Genomic DNA, 15,278 nt, shown 5'->3' with positions numbered 1-15,278 from the left:
CCGGCATTTTTATCGATCACCAGCGCGTTGCGGGCAGGTGATCGATGACCGCATTTGTACTGAAGCCGTCCCGTCCCCTGCGCATGTTGAGCGTTCGGATCGGCACCTTGTATTCCCTTCCTGTATCCGTTTGCCGGCATTGCTGCTTGCGATAGGCGATGTTTTCCGGAACATCCTTGGTGTTTTGTACCAACACGCAGAAAAGGTCATATCGGCCGTTGATTGCGATTTCGCGGCGCGCGCCTTGAGCGACAATGATCTGACGATGGCGGGTGAAGGCATTGTCGAACAGAAGAAAATTGCAGTACTTGGCCGAGCCCTTCGGAGTGCGCGTGCTCTGACAAAAGAAGATTTCCGCCTGTGCAGTTGAAGAGGTGAACGGCCAGAATGCGGAGAATCCAAGAACCGTCAGCAGGAGAACCACCGATCTCTTCAGGTTCTGCATGTTGATACACTCCATTCGTTCAGTGAGGTCATGTGTTTGAAACGCATTAATTTTAGCTTTCAGACTATGTTCCGCTTCATTGTGCTGTTGTGACGAGCTGGACATTTGGCTCAAGCGATGTGCAGGATAACTATTGGACCGGGTTGCAAAATCTATATTGGCAACTTTGACAATGTGATGGTGTTTGCCGGCTCCCTTATTTTTCACATTTAGGAGGGCCCTATGCGCAAGTCCTTATCCGTTCTTTTGTCTTCTGCATTGGTTTTTCAGGCAGTTTTTATAAATGGTGTTTTTGCAGCTCCGGCCGTGACCACGGCAAACGTGAACTTCCGTCAGGGCCCTGGAACCAATTTCGGATCGTTGGGAACGTTACCAAATGGCGCGGAGGTTGATCTTCAAAACTGCGACGACACGGGTGCATGGTGTTCGGTAAGTTACAACGGGCAGAACGGCTTTGTCAGCGGGCAATATCTTCAGCTGAGCCAATCTGAAGACACAACAGGGTGGCCAAGATCGTTTCAAACGGACGCCGGCGCAACGTTGGTCCTTTATCAGCCCCAGTTTACCGAGTGGGACAATTTCAAAACCTTAAAAGCACTTGTTGCTGCCGAATACATAAAGGACAAGGATGCAACACCCGTTTTTGGTGTCATCGGCGTAAATGGGGAGACTGTCGCGGACCCTGAAAAGGGTGTCGTCGATGTCAGCAATATTCAGGTTACCCAGCTGGATTTCTCGGCGCTTGATCGCAGCTCGCTCGGTGACCTCTCGCTGCAAATTGGCAAGATCATGCCAACCGGGATGATCACGGTAAAAGAAGATCGCATTACTGCGGGTCTCGCCGAGTATCAGCGCATGGATGATGTTCAGGGGCTGAACTCGGAAGCTCCACCGATTTTCATATCCAAGGAACCGGCCATTCTGGTTCAAACCGAAGGCGAACCCATTTTTGCGCCGGTTAAGGGCGATCAGGGCCTCAGCTTCGTCGTCAACACCAATTGGGATATTTTGAAGATCGATGAGACGAAAGAGCTTTACCTGCGTGATGAAAAATCCTGGTTGAAGACCAAGGACGTTTCAGCCGGATGGGAAGCCGCTTCAGAACTTCCGGAACTGATCAAAGCCCTTCCGGATGACGACAACTGGAAGGAGACGCGTGAAGCCATTCCCGGTGAAGCGTTTGCGGACAACAAGCCGCCAAAGGTAGTCTATTCCGACAAGCCTGCGGAAATGATCGTGTTTGACGGTGAACCGAAACTGGCGCCTGTCGAGGGGACAGATCTTGAATGGGCTTCCAACACCGACAGCGATGTTTTTTTCCTGAAATCCACATCCACCTGGTACATCCTGGTTTCAGGCCGCTGGTTCAAGTCCGCGTCCCTTGATGGGCCTTGGACATTTACAACTCAGGACATGCCTTCCGATTTTCAGAACATTCCGGAAAATGCGCCTTACTACTCAGTACGCTCTTCAATCCCAGGTACTTCGGAAGCCTCCCAGGCACGGCTGAAGGCCAGCATTCCGACAACTGCGCGTGTCGAAGTGGGCTCGGTGAGTGCAGATGTCGCCTATGCGGGAGACCCTGAGTTTGAGCCGATCCAAGGCACATCCATGTCTTATGCGGTCAACACCAACGAACAGGTGATCCAGGTCGGCGCCAAGTATTATGTGCTGCAGAACGGGGTCTGGTTTGTCAGCGACAATCCCGATGGTCCGTTTGTTGTTGCAACGGCCGTTCCGGATGAAATCTACACAATTCCACCTTCCTCGCCGGTCTATAACGTGACTTATGTCCGGGTCTATGAAAGTGAACCCAATGCGGTGTGGTACGGCTACACAATGGGATACCTGACAGGCTTTCTTGCCTGGGGCGTCTTCGTTTATGGAACAGGTTACTACTACCGTCCCTGGTGGCGCCCGGGTGTGCGCCCGATCTACTTCCGGCGACCGGTTACTTATGGAATCGGTGCCTTTTACAATCCGGTACGAGGGACTTTCGGGCGCTATGGTTATGCCTATGGACCGCGCCGCGGCATTGCCGGAGGCGGGATCTACAATCCGCGCACTGGAGGTTATATCAGGGGCGGTGCGATCAGTGGACCACGCGGCAGTGCTGGTTTCATAAGCGCCTACAATCCACGCACCGGCAACCGGATCGTCGCCGGAGGTGCCAGGGGAATTTACGGTTCCTGGGGTGGAGCAGTCGTCTCGGGACCGCAATGGTCCCGGACGCGAGACCTGCAGGCAAACGCAGCCCAGCGTTGGAAGCAGGATGGCAATCTTGGTCGTGTCGCCAGTTTCGACAGGCGTAGCGATGTCTTTGCCGGGCGCGACGGATCGGTCTATCGGCGCGATGGAGAGAATTGGAAGAAATTCGAAGGTGGCCGCTGGGGTGACGTTGCCGCACCTTCACGCGACAACCTTCAGAACAGACTTGGAGACATCGGTGCTGGGGCTGCCATTGGTGCAGGTGCGGGCGCAGCGATAGCGAACCGACCTGCTGGCGACAGAATTCAGAACCGGCCCAATGCGGGCAATCGTCCCAACGTCCAAAGACCTGCCAATCTTCCCGCAGGACAAAGACCGAATGTCCAACGGCCCGCCCAGCAGCCCAATGTCCAAAGGCCGGCCCAAAGACCCAATGTCCAGCGTCCAGCGCAACGGCCTCAGCAGAGACCTGCTACGCGCCCGGCGCAGCGCCCTCAGCAGGCACCGGCGCACCTGAACCGGGACCGCCGGGCGAGAGATGCGGGCAATCGTCAGGTCAATCGCCAACGCAATGTGCAACGGTCGAGACCACAGCAAGCGCGTCCGCAGCAGGCGCGCCCACAGCGCGGCGGCGGCGGCCATCGCCGTGGCGGAGGCGGTCGTCGTCGCTAACGGCAATCCTGATTGAAGTGAAACAGCCGATGTTCCCCGGGGACATCGGCTGTTTGCGTTCGTAACGGCATTACAAAGACTTAATTTGTTTGCATAACTTGGCATGCCTACCTCATGCGCACAGGCAGTTTACTGGGTGCAAGAGAGGAGCAGAGACATGATGGAGCCTGCCAGAGCAACGCACGGCATGATCGACTACGACCTGAATTCCGTCGATCAGATCAAAAACATCGAAGATCACGAAACGCTGATACGAGAATATGCAGGCAGGACACATTCCTTAAACGAAGTGCCTGCCATTGCCGATTTTGGCTGTGGGCCTGGAATGGGGTCTCTCAGAACTGTGCGTCCCGTCATTGATGTTTGGCGTAAATCGGTGCCTAAGCGACGCGTTTCAGCCTGTTTTGCGGATCTACCCGGAAATGACTGGTCGGCCCTGAGAAGCCGATTGTTCGGGCAGGAAGGTATTTATTCCAAACCAAATCCACCACAAGTTCAGCTCGTCGCGCGTGATTTCTACAAGGAGATTTTTCCGAAAAGCTCGCTCTCACTATCGACAGCGTTTTACGCGACCCACTGGCTCAGCCGGCCCGTAACGGCTTTGTCGCCGGGCACGTTGTGGTTTGATGAGTTGCCTGCGCTGGCATATGCAGTTCTGAGACAGAAAGCACTGAACGATTTTGCCCTTTTCGTGAAAAACCGTATGCATGAGCTCGCAACCGGTGGACGTCTGATCGTGTCTACGATGGGGTCTACCGTAGACAAGAACACCAGGAATGGGGTTGCACCTTCACGAAGTATCCTGATGCCCTTCGCAACCGAGACGGCTTACGCCATGGTCAAGGATGGTCTTCTGGAGCGGTCTCTGGTCGATAACTTCGTCGTCGCAGTTTGGTTCTTGACGGCAGATGATGCTCGATTGGCAATTCATCAGACAATTTCGCAGGGAACAGCTTGCGAGGTCGAGTGTCTGGACATCAAGTCCAGCGATGATCAGGAAGCTGACCCTTTGGGTGGTCTTTTGATGACACCGCACCTTTATGCTCGAAAAAAGACCAAGGCAGCTCGCGCCGTGCTTCACAGCGCGCTGAAGACGCACTTGTTCGGGCCGTCTTGCGACACGCCTCTTCAAGCGGCTCAATTGGCGGAGAACTTCTACGAACGCATGGAAAGAGCCATATGGGCCGACGTATGCAGAGGACCAAATCGGCGCCACCTTGAGAAAAAACCATCCTGACGGTCGTCTTGAAGAAAACCGAACACTCCTGACGGTTAGCGAACGACTAAATCGGAAGATCGCGGGCGTCCGCGATCGCTTCCATGGTCATGTAGGATGTCACTGTGTCCAGATCGACCTTTTCGATGAGGCGCTGGTAGATGCGATCAAAGGCGTTCATGTCTTCCGCAACAACTTTCAGCATGTAATCGTAGTCCCCAGCGATGCGATAGAAATCGATCACATTCGGGATCGACGCAACTTCATCGCGGAAGGTTTTAAGCCAATCCTTGGAATGGTGCCGTGTTCGGACCATCACGAACACTGTAAGATTGAGACCGAGCCGGGCAGGGTTCAGGCGCAGGGTATGCCCTTCGATAAGTCCACTCTCGTGCAAGGCCTTCAATCGGCGCCAGCAGGCGTTTTGGGAAAGACCAACCTCGTCAGCAAGTTCCCTTTGCGAAAGACGCGCTTCACGCTGCAGTGCCCTGACGAGCGCACGATCAATCTGATCTATTTTTTTCTCCATATCGGGTCAAATGACACAAAATTGGCAGAAAAACAATCTCATTAGGTGAGGAAGCCAAACCTTGATGGGTCGTATGATCTGAGAAATCGGATTCGGAGCACATAATGACCCAAACAAGCGATACGGCGCTCGATTGCTTCAAGAACGAACTCAAGGGTGACGACCTCATGGATCGGCTTCGGGCAGGTCTGATTGGCGAAGGGACAACCATTGCTGGCCCGTTCGGCGAACGGGAAATGATCTATGCCGACTATGTCGCGTCCGGGCGCGCTTTGCGTCAGATCGAGGATTTCGTCCTTGAAGAGATACTGCCGGTCTACGCCAATTCTCATACAGAAGCGTCGTATTGTGGCAGCGCCATGACACGTATGCGTGGTGCAGCACGCTCTGAAATCGCGAGGATTTGCGGCGCGAATGAACAGTATGCCACCGTTTTTTGCGGTTCTGGTGCAACGGCCGGTTTGAACAGGCTGGTCCATCTTCTCGGCGTGTCGGCTGCGGTCCAAGAAGGTCATCGTCCGCTGGTCGTCATCGGCCCCTATGAACATCACTCAGACATTTTACCTTGGCGCGAAAGCGGAGCTGAGGTGGTCGAGGTTTCTGAAGCTGAAGATGGCGGTCCGGACCTCCATGAGCTGGAAACCTTGCTGAAAAACGCGGGATCGGACCGGTTGATCGTCGGTGCCTTTTCAATGATGTCAAATGTCACCGGTATTGTGACCGATAGCGACGCGGTCACACGTGTCCTAAAGAAATACGGCGCGCTCAGTGTCTGGGACTGCGCAGGTTCAGGACCGTACCTTCCGATCGACGTCAAAGCCGGGCAGGAAACGCAGATAGACGCCGTGGTGGTTTCACCGCATAAATTCATTGGTGGCCCCGCAGCCTCTGGTGTGATGATCGTACGCAAGGCTGCAGTCTCGCTGGGCACGCCTGTTTTTCCAGGTGGCGGTACGGTTCGTTTCGTATCTCCCTGGCAACACGATTACTGCGAGGAAATTGCTGTCCGCGAAGAAGCCGGAACGCCCAATGTGGTGGGAGACATTCGTGCAGCGCTTGCCTTTCTCGTCAAAGAGGCAATCGGGCAGAGCTGCATGGATGAGCGCAATGCGGTGGCGCGCGCGAAAGCGCTTTCGGCCTGGCAGCACAATCCGGCGATTGAAATTCTGGGAAATCCGAACGCGAGGCACGCGCTTCCAATTTTTCCTTCCGCATCAGGGATACCGAACGTGGTGGCTATATCCACCAGCAACTGATTACAAGGATGCTGTCTGATCTTTACGGTATTCAGGCACGTGGAGGCTGCGCCTGTGCCGGACCTTATGCCCACCGCCTCCTGGGCATAGACAGGGACGAGTCGGAAATGCTGAGAGCAGGTATTCTGTCCGGTGAAGAACTTAAAAAGCCGGGCTGGACAAGACTCAACTTTTCCGTGCTGATGAGTGACGAAAAGACTGACGCAATCATCGCAGCAGTTGAGGAACTGGCACTCAATCCTTACCCGGCCGCTGACTCTTATAACTGTGACACGACCACCGCGCGCTTCAACGCTGTGCGGGACGCCGCTTAAAGGAGACCATATGTGCCGCTGGGCCGCTTGGAGTGGAGCTCCCAAATATCTGGAGGAAGTGATTTGCGACCCGCAGCATTCCCTCATCGATCAAAGCCGGAATGCGCTTTCTTGTAAGACGGCGGTCAATGCGGACGGGTTCGGAGTCGCCTGGTATGGTGACCGTGAAACGCCATGTCTCTATAAGGACGTGCGCCCGGCCTGGTCGGATCCGAACCTTCTTCAGATCGCCCGTCACGTTCGCTCCGGACACTTTCTGGCCCATGTGCGCGCGTCGACAGGCACGGCGACCACGCGCGACAATTGCCATCCCTACACCTTTGAGCGCTGGACGTTCATGCACAATGGCCAGGTCGGCGGATACGACACCGTGAGGCGGCGTCTGGACAACATGATCCCCGATGACCTTTACCGCCACAGGGCAGGGGGCACTGACAGCGAAAGCCTGTTTCTGATCGCTTTGGCCTATGGTTTGAAATTGCACCCTCGAGCCGCAATGGCGCGAACAGTGAGCGAAGCTGAAGCGGTTTCCAAATATGCCGGAACCGCTCCGCATATGCGGTTTGCATCCGCCTGGTCGAACGGCGAAACACTCTATGCGGCACGCTATGCATCGGATCGATTTGCCCCGACCCTTTTTTACCGAAAATTCTCGGACGGGGTCATGGTTGTTTCCGAACCACTTGATGAAGCACCAAACTGCTGGGTTGAAGTTCAGCAGGGACACATGATCGAAGTGAAAAATGGAACAGTCACCGAGATGGCGTTCGTGAGCGACGAGGAACTCGCCGAAGTCGCCGCCGGTTAGCTTTCAATCCAATGCCAGGCGATTTCAATTTCATTTCTGTCGAAATGTTTTTCTTCGATCCCGACCAGCTTGGCAAAGGTCGCATCAACGGCAACCAGGGTTGCAAGCAGTTTGCTGTCCGTCACGATGGCGATTTTGTTGAGATGTGCCAGGTGAGTGAGCATCCATTTGATGTCGGCAGCAACTGCCTCAAACGAGGTGCCGACGTGATCACCAAGGGTGACAAGTATGTTGATCTTGTCATGTATCTCGATCAGTTCTTCGGCCTTGGCGATCAGCTCTTTTTCTTGAGCGATGTCTATTTTTCCGGATATCTCGACACCCAGGACAGGGCCCAGGCTGCGGGGCAGGATTGAATACATGTCTTTTTTCTCCGGATGTGAGGGTCAATCGATCCTTTCACATGAGCTTAAGGGGCCACAATCCAGTTGTCCAAGCCCCAGAAATGCTTGGGTTCGCTCGCGAAGACTTCCTGTCCTGCAAAGTCCATTCAGGTATCGGATGCCGGTTTTTGCAGATCTTCCATTATCTGGCGTGTGCCTTTATCCACCAAATCTCGAATTTGCCGGGTGAGCGGAGAAAAATCCGTGCGGTCACGACCGTACGTCAGATTGAATTCATAAAAGATCACGTCTCCCGGGGGCATCAGGAGATGCTGAAGCATGGTCTCCAGCTTGTCGAATGCCTTTGCCAATTGTGCCTCGGTGGTCACTGCTGCCGCATATTCCGACCAAAGTGCCATCAAATGGTCGCGCACGTCTTCCGGTAGCGGCGCACAGAGCGTTTCAAAGTCGCGCCGCTCCCGCTCCTGTCTGTCGTCATCCTGCCTTTGGGACGGGGCTGGCACGTCTCCGGAAATAGCTTCGCCCAGGTCATGGATGAGGCAGAGTTTAAGCAGTCTTTGAAAATCGATCCCTTCAAGCTCTCGCTCGAAAATCAGTATCATGAGTGCGAGCCGCCAGGTGTGTTCCGCTGTGCTTTCAGGTCGTTTCTCTCGCGTGGTGCCTGACCGCAACGTGTCTTTCAATTGCTCTGCGGCCTGGAGAAATGACAGAAGACCCGACAGTCGGTCGGTATCCATCCGGGCAAGACTTGATTTTGTGTTGGCTGTGTTGGTTCGATCGGTCATACCCCACAGTTTAGCGCTGTACACCGGTCCCAACGAGAGCCTGAATAATTTATGCAGCTCTGGCCGTTTCTTCTCTGACAAGCCGCGCGAAACTGCCGTCTGACAACTGAAGCCTAGAAATCCGGATCTTGCTTTCCGGAATGGACATTTCCGGAAATACGGCAGCTTCGGTCCAATAGATGATGTCATCGTTGCGCGGTTCGAACCAGCCAAGGTCGGCCAGTTGGTGCTCAACATCGCGAATTTCATCTGTCGCAAAGCGCCAGAGCGGACGGTGGAGAAACTCCGAGACGGGCGCGCGCCATTCCCGCTCCCGTGCAGGCGACATGGCCAGAAGCCGGTGGGTGAGATCGCAGACAAGGTGGACCGGGTCGCTCGACCGGGACACCAAATGCAGAAGCGCATTGTCGGCCGCGCTGTCCGCTCGAGCGCGCAGAAGCGTTGTAATCCTGAGGCAGTCTTCGTGGTTTGGGTGCGATTTACCGCTTTCCCATCGTGAAATTCGGCTTTGAGAAACACCCAGCTCGTGTGCCAAAACGTCTTGTTTGATGCGGTTCAGCACTCGCCAACGACGCAGCGACAAACCCAAGCTGGAAGGAATAACGGCCGGAACGTTTTTCATGCGGCAAAGGTTACAGGCTATCGGCCAGAAAAGGGAGGCCTACTTGCCTTTGTTCTGGTCCCGGTATGCACGGCTGGATACTTGAACGGAGTTTCCATCCGGATCTTTGGCGTTTGAATACGAATAGCCGTCAGCCTTGTGAACGGGACCGAACTTCAACCCCTTCTTGTTGGCCTCTTTGCGAAAGGCCTGCACGTCTTCGACTTCGAAAACAAGTTTGACAGACGCCTGGCCGAGCTTTTGAGCCTTACCGGCCCGGTGAAGCAGCAAGTGCGCTCCCCCATTTTCCGGCACGAGTTCGGTCAATCGGTCCGTTGGAGTTCTCACAACCTTGAAGCCGAAAAAGAATGAATAAAAGCATGCACTGATATCCACGTCGCGCACATAGAGGATGATACGGTTGAGGCTGGCGCCAACTGTGGTTTGGGTGTGTTGCATTGAACCGGGGTCAAGCTCACTCATTTTCTGAGTTCGCCCTGCGTAAAAGCGATCGAAGGGTCTGACGAGTGCTCGACATTGTCGCCTGGCACCGTAACCCAGGCATGTTTTCGATGCTCGTAAACCGAAAAGCGTGGTGACGGAAACTCGGGATCTGCAAATGCTCCCACCGGAATTGCGATGACGCCGGGCCAGCCTTCAATCACGAACGCAAGTGTGGAACCACATTCGGGGCAGAACCGGTAAGTCGCCACATGCTCACTGTCACATTCCCGCTGCCATTCGGAGTAGTCTCCCGAAAGTAACACTCTATCGTCAGGCCAGCGGGCCTGAACAGCGAACACGCTGCCTGTTCTTTTCTGGCATTCGAGGCAATGGCAAGCCGAGATGCGCACCGGATCACCCTCGCATTCGGCGCGCAATTGCCCGCATCGGCAGGTCGCAGTTCGTGTCGCCATCAAGTGCCTCCAATTCAGTTTGCCGTTCACAAAAGCACCGGCAGGGGAGGCATTCAATATGGTTTTTTTCGAAGAGACCTATCGATATTTTTCAATAAAGGCATCTATTGCCAGCTTTCGGAAATCCGGCAAGCGCTGCTTCAGCGTTTCATGGTTCCAGTCCCACCAGGCAATTTCCATCAGAGCGTCGGCCTGGGTCTCCGAAAAACGTCGTTTAATCGGTTTTGCGGCGACGCCGCCTACCACCGTGTAAGGGGGCACATCCTTGGCGACTACGGCACCCGCCGCAATGATGGCACCGGTGCCAACATGAACGCCGGCCAGAACCGTGGCATTGTGACCGATCCAAACATCATGCCCGATGGTGACCCAGTCGTTCTTTCGCCATTCAAAGAATTCGGCATCGTCCTCGCCAAGTCCGTAAGCTGCCGCGCGATAAGTGAAGTGATGTTGTGAAGCACGCCAGGTCGCATGATTGCCGGGATTGATGCGCACGCGGCGTGCAATGGAGCAAAACTTGCCAATGGTTGTCCAAACGACATCTCCTTCTTGAACGATGTAGGAGTAGTCATACATTTGGCTTTCGCGCATTTCTGTCCGCGCCCCAACTTCCGTCCATATGCCGAGTTCGCAATTGGTGACATTCGCTTCGGGATGAACGTTCGGGGCCTCATTCAGGGACTGTTTCTGGGTGGGAGCGGACATTTTATCTCCATCGGCTCAAGGGTGGTTGAGGACCCGGTTTAGTCTTTGCGCAACAGGTCTTGGTGACGGTTTGATGACATTGCCATGACCCTTTTTGTTTTCCTGCTGGCCGATTTTCAAAACTGGACTGATGTTTGCTCAGGGATTTTTCGCTCCGAGCAAACGGTTTCCCCAAAAAGCAGTCACTCTCCGCCAGCGCTGGCCAAAGCACGAAGGGATTGAGCCTATTACGGGTTTTCAGGGAGTTGCGTGTGATTGAGCGTTGATCGATCATGTATGTCATTGATCTGTCATAAATCTTTGACGTTACAGTCAAACAGCTGTCATCCCTTTGTAATGATCCAGTGGCTCTTGTGCGCCGGGCACCACAGGACAAAACCAACAGGGTCGGCGCGTGATTCAGTTTCAGGAAGTTACCAAGACCTTCGGGTCTCGGACCGCTGTCAACAAGGTCAGCTTTAATATCGATGAGCCGCAAATGGTCGGCATCATTGGTCGCTCCGGTGCGGGGAAATCGACCTTGCTTCGCATGATAAACCGGCTGACCCCGGCAACGTCCGGCCATATTCTGTTTGACGGCCGCGACATCCTTGGCCTTCGGGGCGGCATGATGCGCCGTTGGCAGCGTGATTGCGCCATGGTGTTTCAGCAGTTCAATCTGGTTCCGCGTCTTGATGTCTGCACCAATGTAATGCTGGGCCGCCTTAACGGGCACGGTACTTTGAAAAGCCTGTTCAATGTTTTCAGCGCGAGCGATGTGAATACTGCGCTTGCGGCCCTGGACCGTCTGGGCATCGCCCAGGAGGCGACCAAACGGGCTGAAGAACTGTCCGGTGGTCAGCAGCAGCGCGTCGCCATCGCCAGAGCGCTCATGCAAGACCCGTACATGTTTCTGGCTGATGAGCCGATTGCCTCGCTTGATCCCATGAACGCCAAGATTGTCATGGATGCGCTGCGTGAAATCCATGAACGCGACAACAAGATCGTCCTCTGCAATCTGCACACGCTCGACACAGCACGCACCTATTGCGACCGGGTGATCGGTATGCGTGACGGTTTCATTGTGTTCGACGGCAAGCCGGAAGAGCTCACCACGACCGTTGCACGCGAAATCTACGGCGCGGATGAAAGTTTCAACGAGGCAGCGACCTCCACTGCCATCGATGCCGGTAAAGCCGGCGACAAAGAATCCGCTGGAGCGATGACCCCGGCGGCAGCAGCGGTCTGAACCGGCTGCACACCCTTAAACGTCATCAAGATCGAGAACTCTCGGGGAGTGTCCCACATGAAAATCGTTGCTAAAGTTGCTGCGCTTGCTGCAGTCAGCATGATCGCTCTGAATGCATCTGTCGCAGGTGCTGAAGAAATCACCGAATTCCGTATCGGCATCCTGGGTGGCGAAAACGCCTCTGATCGTCTGCGCGCCTATGAGTGCCTTGAGCAGAAAACCGCTGACCTTCTCGGCGTGCCGGTCAAGCTGTTCGCACCGGCTGACTACAATGGCGTTATCGAAGGCCTGCTCGGCGGCAACCTCGACCTGGCCTGGCTCGGCGCTTCCAGCTACGCAAAAGTCTACCTGACCGATCCGGAAGCTGTTGATCCGGTTCTCATCAAGGTCAACGTTGACGGCGGCTACGGTTACTATTCCATCGGTTTTGCCCGCAACGACAGCGAGATCAATTCGCTCGAAGACATGAAGGGCAAGGTTTTCGGCTTTGGTGATCCGAACTCCACTTCCGGTTATTTGATCCCTTCCATCGCCATTCCGCAGGAAGGCTATCCGATGAAGGCTGGCGAATACTTTGGTGACGTCGTCTTTACCGGTGGTCACGAGCAGACCATCGTTGCTGTTTCCAACGGCGACATCGATGCCGGTGTGACCTGGGCCGACGGCCTCGGTGAGTGGGAAGACGGTTACAACTCCGGCGCTCTGCGCAAGGCTTCCGACGCCGGTCTGGTCGACATGACCGAACTGCGTCAGATCTGGCAGTCCCCGGTGATCCCGGAAGGCCCGATCGTTCTGTCCAAGAAACTGCCGGAAGACGTCAAGATCAAGATGACCGGTCTAATCGCGTCCCTGAACTCTATCGACCCGGATTGCGCCTACAACATCGCTGCCGGTGAGACCAAGGGTTTCATGCCGATCACACACGAAGCTTACGTAAATATTGTCGAAGCTCGTAAGGCCAAGAACAAGAACTAAGCGGTTCTTCTGAACCCGAACGCGGGCCGGTTTCCGGCCCGCGTTTTCTATGACTTCCTCGAAGGATCTTGAAATGGCTGTTGCCGCACTCGAACAGGAAATCCTGACACTGCGCAAACGACGCCAGCTTTACTCCCTGATCGGGCTGCTGCTGGTCGTTGCCGTGCTTATGTCCGGTTACTCGAAATCAAACGAGATGAATTCCGGCGGTTTCCTGCAAGGCCTGACGAAGTTCTTTGACTATCCCGGTGAAATTGTCGTCGAGGCCTGGGAAGCCGGACCTGCATTTTTCGGCCTGATCATTCAATTCATTCCCGCAATGCTAGAAACACTCAACATTGCAGCTGTTGCCACTCTGATTGGTGGCGCTATGGCCGTGGTTCTGGCGATGACCTCGACACGCAATGTCGACAGCTGGGGACCGCTCATACCCGTAGTGCGCCGCATGATGGATATTATGCGCGCCTTTCCCGAACTTATCATCGCGCTCTTTTTGATCTTTGTTCTTGGGTCCAGCCCGGTGCCAGCCATGATCGCGGTCGCCTTTCACACGGCCGGCGCGCTGGGCAAGCTTTTCTCCGAGGTCAATGAAAACATCGACCGCAAGCCGATCGAGGGCCTGTCTGCCTGCGGCGCCAACTGGCTGCAGCGCATTCGCTACGCTGTGATGCCTCAGGTGGCCCCCAACTATCTCAGCTACTTCCTGCTGCGCCTTGAAATCAATGTGCGCGCTTCGGCCATTCTTGGCTTTGTCGGTGCAGGTGGCATCGGACAGGAGTTACGCCGGACAATCGGCTGGGGTAAGGGAGCCGGCGACGAGACAGCAGCCATTTTCGTTCTGCTCTTTTTCACGATCATGATGATTGACCAACTGTCCTCTTACCTTCGCGGCAAGCTTGTCGGCGCAGGCCGGGCGCACTGAGGAGGTTGAAGATGGCTTACGACACGTTCAACGAACCGGTTTTTGATCGCAACACGGTGTTTCAGAATGTCCGCCGAAGGGCATGGATTACAGTCGCCGCTCCTGTCGTCGTCTGTCTTTACCTCGTTTACACTTGGTTTGCGTTCGGTGTCCCGCAACTGTTGTCGAAGGCTCAGCCCGAGCGGGCGGCAATCCTGGCGACTGACTCGGTGGCCTACAAAGTTCACGTCACCAAGCTGCTTCGCCGTGACATCATGGAAGTCTCGATAGAAGGTGAACGACGCGCAACGTATGAAATCAACCAGCTACCCGATTGGGTCGAGGTTGAAGGGACAAATGCTTTCGTTGATTTGGGCGAGGGCTATTCGGTCGCTATCACCGGCAAGGTGATGGAATTCGACGTCCCGGACTATGGCGTCATCAAGGTCACTGCCACCAACAGCGGTGTCAACACCGAGCTACCGTCCGGCCCCGTGCCTGAGTGGCTCAGGGACAATCCGAAAAAGTTCGACGCCCGACCAACCCTCGACCGGCGTGTGCAGGTGACTCGAACCAAGATTGAGGTGCACAATTATTTCGGTGGCTGGGAGAATTTTTGGTTTCCGTTCACATCGGAACTGCATGGCATGCCGTTCAGTCAGCTCTGGGCAATCGCCCTGTCGAACGAGCGTCTCGATCCTGCTCAGTCCAACATGTCGTACATCATGCACGAATTCCTGGACAATCCGGACTGGCAGCATGGTGAAGTGTTTATAGCTCTTTTTGAAACCATCATGATGGCGGTGCTCGGCACCTTGACGGCAGCTTTTTTCGGCTTGCCGCTGGCCTTTCTGGCTGCCCGGAATTTCACGCCCTCCAAGATCCTTCGTTTCGGTACTCGCCGGCTGTTCGACTTCCTGCGAGGTATCGACATGCTGATCTGGTCGCTGATCTTCATTCGCGCTTTTGGCCTTGGTCCACTCACAGGTGCTTTGGCTATTGCGTTTACCGACACCGGCTCTCTTGGAAAGCTTTTCTCAGAAGCGCTTGAGAATATCGACAACAAGCAGGTGGAAGGCGTGCGCGCGACAGGCGCTAGTCAGTTACAGCGCTACCGGTTTGGGGTGATCCCGCAGATCCTGCCGGTTTTCGTTTCACAGGTCCTTTATTACCTGGAATCGAACACCCGTTCGGCAACGGTCATCGGGGCTCTTGGGGCAGGCGGTATCGGGTTGATGCTCGTTGAGACAATGAAAACGTCTCGAGACTGGGAAAATACAAGCTATATCATCATTTTGACCATAGTCGTTGTGATCATCATGGACCAGACATCGAGCTGGCTCCGGCGAAAACTGATCGAAGGAAAATAGTCGG

15 protein-coding genes and 1 pseudogene are annotated in these 15,278 nt (G+C 54.9%); 8 read left to right on the top strand and 8 right to left on the bottom strand.

Annotated features, from left to right (window positions below; translation table 11 throughout):
* Positions 1–16: 16 nt before the first annotated feature.
* The gene (locus tag ACZ1HV_RS05805; RefSeq protein WP_298816303.1) at positions 17–445 is read right to left on the bottom strand and encodes a hypothetical protein; all 429 of its coding nucleotides are present in this window, start codon (positions 443–445) and stop codon (positions 17–19) included.
* 222 nt (positions 446–667) lie between these two features.
* Between ACZ1HV_RS05805 and ACZ1HV_RS05800 the strand changes: the two genes are divergently transcribed.
* Together ACZ1HV_RS05800 and ACZ1HV_RS05795 are read left to right on the top strand one after the other, a co-directional pair.
* Positions 668–3,325 carry an SH3 domain-containing protein gene (locus ACZ1HV_RS05800; RefSeq protein WP_298958111.1) on the top strand — a complete coding sequence of 886 codons (2,658 nt, stop codon included), beginning with the start codon at positions 668–670 and terminating at the stop codon, positions 3,323–3,325.
* A gap of 157 nt (positions 3,326–3,482) precedes the next feature.
* Positions 3,483–4,562: a class I SAM-dependent methyltransferase gene (locus ACZ1HV_RS05795; protein WP_472717566.1), complete on the top strand. Its 1,080-nt coding sequence runs from the start codon at positions 3,483–3,485 to the stop codon at positions 4,560–4,562.
* Positions 4,563–4,608: 46 nt separating this feature from the next.
* Here the strand turns inward: ACZ1HV_RS05795 and ACZ1HV_RS05790 are convergent, their stop codons facing one another.
* Positions 4,609–5,070 (bottom strand): Lrp/AsnC family transcriptional regulator, encoded by a 462-nt coding sequence (locus ACZ1HV_RS05790; protein WP_298982507.1) that lies wholly within the window; start codon positions 5,068–5,070, stop codon positions 4,609–4,611.
* Positions 5,071–5,174: 104 nt separating this feature from the next.
* Between ACZ1HV_RS05790 and ACZ1HV_RS05785 the strand changes: the two are divergent.
* Positions 5,175–6,640 (top strand): annotated as a pseudogene (locus tag ACZ1HV_RS05785) (aminotransferase class V-fold PLP-dependent enzyme).
* A gap of 10 nt (positions 6,641–6,650) precedes the next feature.
* On the top strand, positions 6,651–7,448 hold the full coding sequence (locus ACZ1HV_RS05780) for a class II glutamine amidotransferase (RefSeq protein WP_298816314.1): 798 nt from the start codon (positions 6,651–6,653) through the stop codon (positions 7,446–7,448).
* Here ACZ1HV_RS05780 and ACZ1HV_RS05775 read toward each other — a convergent pair.
* The 6 genes from ACZ1HV_RS05775 to ACZ1HV_RS05750 form a co-directional block, all read right to left on the bottom strand.
* Positions 7,445–7,810: a SpoIIAA family protein gene (locus tag ACZ1HV_RS05775; RefSeq protein WP_298816316.1), complete on the bottom strand. Its 366-nt coding sequence runs from the start codon at positions 7,808–7,810 to the stop codon at positions 7,445–7,447. The two genes, ACZ1HV_RS05780 and ACZ1HV_RS05775, sit on opposite strands and share 4 nt — an antisense overlap.
* 128 nt (positions 7,811–7,938) lie before the next feature.
* On the bottom strand, positions 7,939–8,577 hold the full coding sequence (locus tag ACZ1HV_RS05770; protein WP_472717565.1) for an HD domain-containing protein: 639 nt from the start codon (positions 8,575–8,577) through the stop codon (positions 7,939–7,941).
* Between the two features lie 49 nt (positions 8,578–8,626).
* Entirely contained in the window at positions 8,627–9,199 is a 573-nt protein-coding gene (locus tag ACZ1HV_RS05765; protein ID WP_472717564.1) for a helix-turn-helix transcriptional regulator, read from the bottom strand.
* A 39-nt stretch (positions 9,200–9,238) separates the two neighbouring features.
* Positions 9,239–9,661 carry a VOC family protein gene (locus ACZ1HV_RS05760; RefSeq protein WP_472717563.1) on the bottom strand — a complete coding sequence of 141 codons (423 nt, stop codon included), beginning with the start codon at positions 9,659–9,661 and terminating at the stop codon, positions 9,239–9,241.
* The gene (locus ACZ1HV_RS05755) at positions 9,658–10,095 is read right to left on the bottom strand and encodes a GFA family protein (RefSeq protein ID WP_298816324.1); all 438 of its coding nucleotides are present in this window, start codon (positions 10,093–10,095) and stop codon (positions 9,658–9,660) included. The genes ACZ1HV_RS05760 and ACZ1HV_RS05755 overlap by 4 nt, the downstream gene beginning before the upstream one ends.
* Positions 10,096–10,173: 78 nt before the next feature.
* Positions 10,174–10,800 carry a DapH/DapD/GlmU-related protein gene (locus ACZ1HV_RS05750; protein WP_472717562.1) on the bottom strand — a complete coding sequence of 209 codons (627 nt, stop codon included), beginning with the start codon at positions 10,798–10,800 and terminating at the stop codon, positions 10,174–10,176.
* Between the two features lie 394 nt (positions 10,801–11,194).
* Here ACZ1HV_RS05750 and phnC point away from each other — a divergent pair, with 394 nt between their 5' ends.
* From phnC to phnE (ACZ1HV_RS05730), 4 genes are all read left to right on the top strand, one after another.
* Positions 11,195–12,028 carry a phosphonate ABC transporter ATP-binding protein gene (gene phnC, locus ACZ1HV_RS05745; protein ID WP_298816328.1) on the top strand — a complete coding sequence of 278 codons (834 nt, stop codon included), beginning with the start codon at positions 11,195–11,197 and terminating at the stop codon, positions 12,026–12,028.
* Between the two features lie 57 nt (positions 12,029–12,085).
* The gene (gene phnD, locus ACZ1HV_RS05740; RefSeq protein ID WP_298816330.1) at positions 12,086–13,003 is read left to right on the top strand and encodes a phosphonate ABC transporter substrate-binding protein; all 918 of its coding nucleotides are present in this window, start codon (positions 12,086–12,088) and stop codon (positions 13,001–13,003) included.
* Positions 13,004–13,076: 73 nt separating this feature from the next.
* A complete protein-coding gene (gene phnE / locus ACZ1HV_RS05735; RefSeq protein WP_298816331.1) occupies positions 13,077–13,925 on the top strand; it encodes a phosphonate ABC transporter, permease protein PhnE in 849 nt (282 codons plus the stop codon).
* Between the two features lie 11 nt (positions 13,926–13,936).
* Positions 13,937–15,274: a phosphonate ABC transporter, permease protein PhnE gene (gene phnE, locus ACZ1HV_RS05730; RefSeq protein ID WP_472717561.1), complete on the top strand. Its 1,338-nt coding sequence runs from the start codon at positions 13,937–13,939 to the stop codon at positions 15,272–15,274.
* The last annotated feature ends 4 nt before the right edge of the window (positions 15,275–15,278 follow it).

The organism is Roseibium sp. JB4-4 (assembly GCF_055693425.1).
The sequence above is the reverse complement of the archived record's forward strand: the minus strand, read 5'-3'. Positions and strand labels throughout refer to the sequence as shown.